At 40.3% G+C, this 4,699-nt stretch carries 3 protein-coding genes and 1 pseudogene; 2 read left to right on the top strand and 2 right to left on the bottom strand.

Annotated features, from left to right (window positions below; all coding sequences use genetic code 11):
• The first annotated feature begins 133 nt into the window (after window positions 1–133).
• Window positions 134–397: a hypothetical protein gene (locus ACEW8O_RS13090; RefSeq protein WP_373495073.1), complete on the top strand. Its 264-nt coding sequence runs from the start codon at window positions 134–136 to the stop codon at window positions 395–397.
• A gap of 2 nt (window positions 398–399) precedes the next feature.
• Window positions 400–672, top strand: coding sequence for a hypothetical protein (locus ACEW8O_RS13085; protein WP_373495072.1), 273 nt, complete (start codon window positions 400–402; stop codon window positions 670–672).
• A gap of 522 nt (window positions 673–1,194) precedes the next feature.
• Here ACEW8O_RS13085 and ACEW8O_RS13080 read toward each other — a convergent pair.
• Both ACEW8O_RS13080 and ACEW8O_RS13075 read right to left on the bottom strand, forming a co-directional pair.
• Window positions 1,195–3,402, bottom strand: coding sequence for a radical SAM protein (locus tag ACEW8O_RS13080; RefSeq protein ID WP_373495071.1), 2,208 nt, complete (start codon window positions 3,400–3,402; stop codon window positions 1,195–1,197).
• A gap of 310 nt (window positions 3,403–3,712) precedes the next feature.
• A pseudogene (locus ACEW8O_RS13075) lies at window positions 3,713–4,699 on the bottom strand (zinc carboxypeptidase); the annotation flags it as partial.

Genomic DNA, 4,699 nt, shown 5'->3' with positions numbered 1-4,699 from the left:
GAACGCCAGATGCAAGAAGCTGGGTAAATGACTGGTGTGACAAAGAAGCAAAAGTTGTGTTACGCTTGGAAAGATTAAAGTATCATAATAAGAACGTGCATGTATCTATGCAGAATAAAGACTTACAGGAAGCATGAGAGTAGATTTTAGAGTATTGACTTGGGAACAGGTTGAAATCCCAGAAGAACATGAAGCAAAAGTTCTTGAATTACTTGCTTCGGGAGAGATTAAAAATTCAGATGATTTATATGAATTAATTGATCCAGAAGGTGAAGGGTTTTTAACTTGTGATGTTCTGCAGGAAACAGAACAGTTAAGCGTTTTTGATAATGGAGAATGTTCAACAATCGAAGTTATTCAAGAATGTGAAATTATCTGGCAAAACGGAGAGTCTTGATTATGAACAGGTATAGAGCCAAGGTAACTTTCACGTTTACCTGTGAACTGGATATCATGACAAGATCAAAGATGGGTGCTGCATTGATTCTCAACAAGGATTTTGAAATGACTGACAAAGGCATTCAGACTTCTGCAGGTCCGGATGAAATCATGTGGAGTATGAACGAAGAAGGAGTCAAGAAAGTGGTATCCCTGAAAGATACCAATGTCAAGACCAAGCCTCTTGGGGAAAAGATTGTAAGGAACAACGGAAAAGTAAAAAGCCATGGATAAAAAGTTTAGATTTGTGGTATTAAAACGGAGTAAAAATCACCCTTTTGTACTGAAAAAAACACACTGTAAACACACGGCTACCGAAGTACCTTGCAAAGTGTTGAAATTCAAACAATTATAAACTTGGTTCGATTCCCGTATCGACTACGACAAATTGATGTTTTACATCATCGGATTGCCTTCGGCATGATGAATTTGTTTTATGGTTGTTAGTGGTTAAAGTGAGTTAAAAAACCCGGGCTTTTAGTTCGGGTTTTTTTAATACTGGTTTTGTCATGTCCCTTTAGGGACTAAATATTGGTAGTAAAAATGTTTATGGTAGGATTCCGTGCCTTTAGGTACGGTATATATGGTGTACCCAAAGGCACAATAGGTTTTCGATTGATAGGATAATTTTACCGATATAGGGTCCCTAAAGGGACTGAGGGGGACATTTCATAACCCATGAAGAACTCAAAAAGCAAATTAAAGAGTGGAGAAAAATCTAATGTCGAGACTATCTACAAATTTCTAATTTTTCAATCAAACCAGCACCAATCCATATTCCAAAAGCGAGCTCCAAATCTTCGAGCCTAAAAAACGGTCAAAATTCCCAAAACCTGCTTTCCCATATTCTTCCTCAAAAGCACCAAAAGTCAGTTCTTTTTTTCCAAGTAAAGGAGATAGTTCTCTAATAATCCCTTCAAGCCATTTACCATCTTCTTTGCTGACTATGATCTCTTCCCGGTTGTTCTTGTTTTCAATGACCAATTTCCACGTTTCTATCTTATTTCCTTTTTTGCTGATAAAGGCTTCATGGACCAACTCAGGAGTATTTCCTAGCCAGACCATCTTTGCATTGGGTTTCAAAACAGTCTCTGTTTCATTTTGGATGGCATTAAAAATAAAATTGGGAGATACGGATGGTCGTGGTACTTTGAAATCAAACCATTCCTGAAGCTTAAAATCAAAACAGATTCCATGCATGTAATTGAACAAAGCTTTTTTCAAACCTTCACTGAACAGTTCATGTTCGGTGCCTTCGGGATCATCGTGGCTTAAATCATTTTCTGCAAAGAGACCTTGTTCGGGGCCCGTCCTGATAACCCTAAAAGCACCAGGATCGACCCCAATAGGCGCATGGGCAGTCATGGCAAATAAATGCCAAAAACCGGATTGAAGGACATTGTGCATGAACAACTGTCTGACCATTTCCAAGCTATCAATCGTCTCCTGTGCAATCTGGGTCGGAAAGCCATACATCAGATAAGCATGCACCATTATTCCCGATTCGGTAAAATTATGAGCAACCCTTGCCACTTGGGAAACGGTGACTCCTTTCTGCATCATTGTTAATAACCGGTCAGAAGCGACCTCTAAACCGCCTGATACAGCGATGCAACCTGAAGCTTTAAGCAATCTGCATAAGTCATAAGTAAACCTTTCCTCAAACCTGATATTTGTCCACCAGGTGATTTTTAGGTTTCGCCTCAGAATTTCAATGGCAACTTCCCGCATCAGAGCAGGAGGGGCCGCTTCATCCACAAAGTGAAATCCGGTTTCTCCTGTTTGCGCTATCAAATCTTCAATTCGGTCGCAAATCAATGATGCACTGACAGGTTCATAATTTTTGATATAGTCCAATGTCACATCACAAAAGGAGCATTTCTTCCAATAGCATCCATGGGCCATGGTCAGTTTGTTCCACCTGCCATCAGACCATAGGCGGTGCATGGGATTGGCTATTTCTATCACTGAGAGGTATTCTTTGAGTTGCAAACCAGAATAATCCGGGGTTCCCGTTTTGCTGAATGGTATATCGTTTTCTTTTGCGCCATTGAAATAAATTACCTTACCCTCCGCTAGAGCAAATGTCCTTTTGAGTTGTTGCAATTCCCTTTTACCTTCCAAATACTCCAATAAACAAGTCAAAGGTCTTTCTCCATCATCTAGGGTGATAAAATCCAAGTATTGGAAAACACGAGGGTCTTTGATTGACCGAAGTTCCGTATTTGGGTATCCGCCGCCCATGGCAATTTTAATGTGGGGATATTTGGACTTGATATACTGTCCACACCTTAGGGCACCGTAGAGATTTCCCGGAAAAGGGACTGACATGCATACCAACTCAGGATTTGTCTTCCCTAACAACGATTCCAACTCATCTATTAAAAATTGATCCGTAAATGATAGTGGTGCCTCCAAAGCCTTTGCCAATGGATCGAATGAAACCGCAGATCGACCCAATCGCTCAGCATATCTACTGAACCCAAAAAAAGGATCCAACACTTCCTGAATCAAATCCCCTAAATCTTCCAGATAGAGCGTTGCCAAATGTCGGGCCTTGTCCTGTATCCCCATCGTGCCAAAAGCCCAATCCATATCATCCAACTGATCAAACCTGGAAGCCTGTGGAAGAAAATCCCCATCACAGATATTATATGCCAAAGTGGGATTTTCAAACTGTAGAAATTTGATGACAGGATCTATGGTATGTAGGTAAACATTTTGAAGCTTAAATATCCTTTGGCTATTTTTTGATGAATTAATAAGTTTATCATTATCAATAGATTGGAATACATTACTTAAACCATTTTTTGAAAAAATTCTTAGAATCACTTTTATCCCTAAATCTGATTGATGAGATGTTTTCCCGATGGTATTCAGATAACCTTTGATATATGCGGTTGCCGGATAGGGGGTATTCAGTTGGGTAAAAGGGGGAGTAATTAAAAGAATGGACTTAGACACAGGAAATTAATTTACCACAAATTTCGGTAAATTTCACGGATAACCATGATGGATTCAAGGAATTTGTGGATACCGATTGTTTTGGGTTTCGTTATTGCGAGTCTTTATATTTTGAATATGTCATAATAAGAATGACATCAGGTTACTCGCTAGGCAGCCGTCATCCTGAGGCACGAAGGATCTCCAAAGGTCCTATTTATGTTAATATTAATCATTTCCTGTTCCTCAAGAGACCCTTCCTACGTCAGGGTGACGGCAGCTCTGTGATATAGTCTTTTGTTCCCTTTTGTTTCTTTTGTGGTTCAAACAATCACATCTTATCCCCAAAGAAAACTGCATTGAAAAACAGCTTGTTGGTACCGAACCAGGTGCCGCGGAAATTGGGATTGTCGATGAAGTGGATGACCCTTCCTTGGCCTACTGTGGAGACCATGACGCTGGCACTTTGCTTTACTTTTTCAAGATTGGACGGAGAAATGTAACCTCCCAATAACGGGTTCGAAGTGTACCTTACCGGCGTGTTTGACGGATTTTTGGAAGGCTTGAAAAATATGGTTGAATTTCTATAAACCGGAATTTCTGCATTTCTATAGCCAAAACCCAAAGGATGTGTATTGTCCAACTTTGTCAAATAAATACTTCCGCCGATTGCTTGTGCCCCAGCAAAATCTCTTCTTGAGGCAAAAGGAAGTGATTCAGGTGATTTTTCATCTTCCATAGTCAGATACTCTTCCTGAACAATTCCTTGGCTTTGTAACCATTCGCTGCTTGATCTAAGGGAAATCAAAGTCCCACCTCTCGACAGCCAATCTTTTAAATGGTTGACCTGTGCAGTGGATAAGGAAGAATAATTACCTGAAGGTAAAATCAAGGTATTGTAATCATAGAGGTTGATTCTCCCAAATAAACTGACATCTACTTTAGCCATAGGCATACCGACTTTGGTGTCCATTAAATGCCAGATTTCACCCGCTTCATATTGAGAAGTTCCCTGACCGATCAACATCAATACCTTAGGCTCCTGAACTGCTGAGATATTATTGCTTCCCAAATCTATCCCCTTTGCGCTGAAGCCGGAAGTGGAGGCATAGACATGTTGCCCCGCTTCTTTGGCGGCATCCTTCATTGCTGCTTGCAGTTCATCCGGGGAAAGTTTTTGAAATGCGGTAGGAATGATCAATGTGCCGGCAGGAAATTCCCTTGGTCCTTTATCTGTATTTGATGTAAATGGTAATGCAGTCGTTTCCACATGGATGCCTGCTTTTTGAATTAGATGAAGGAATTTGGGAGCAAAATA

The organism is Aquiflexum sp., from assembly GCF_041749095.1.
Taxonomy (GTDB): Bacteria; Bacteroidota; Bacteroidia; order Cytophagales; family Cyclobacteriaceae; genus Aquiflexum.
The sequence above is the reverse complement of the archived record's forward strand: the minus strand, read 5'-3'. Positions and strand labels throughout refer to the sequence as shown.

What these genes read in the sequence shown, in the direction of transcription:
- ACEW8O_RS13090 (WP_373495073.1), top strand. Translation starts at nt 134, where the DNA reads ATGAGAGTAGATTTTAGAGTATTGACTTGGGAACAGGTTGAAATCCCA.
- ACEW8O_RS13085 (WP_373495072.1), top strand. Translation starts at nt 400, where the DNA reads ATGAACAGGTATAGAGCCAAGGTAACTTTCACGTTTACCTGTGAACTG.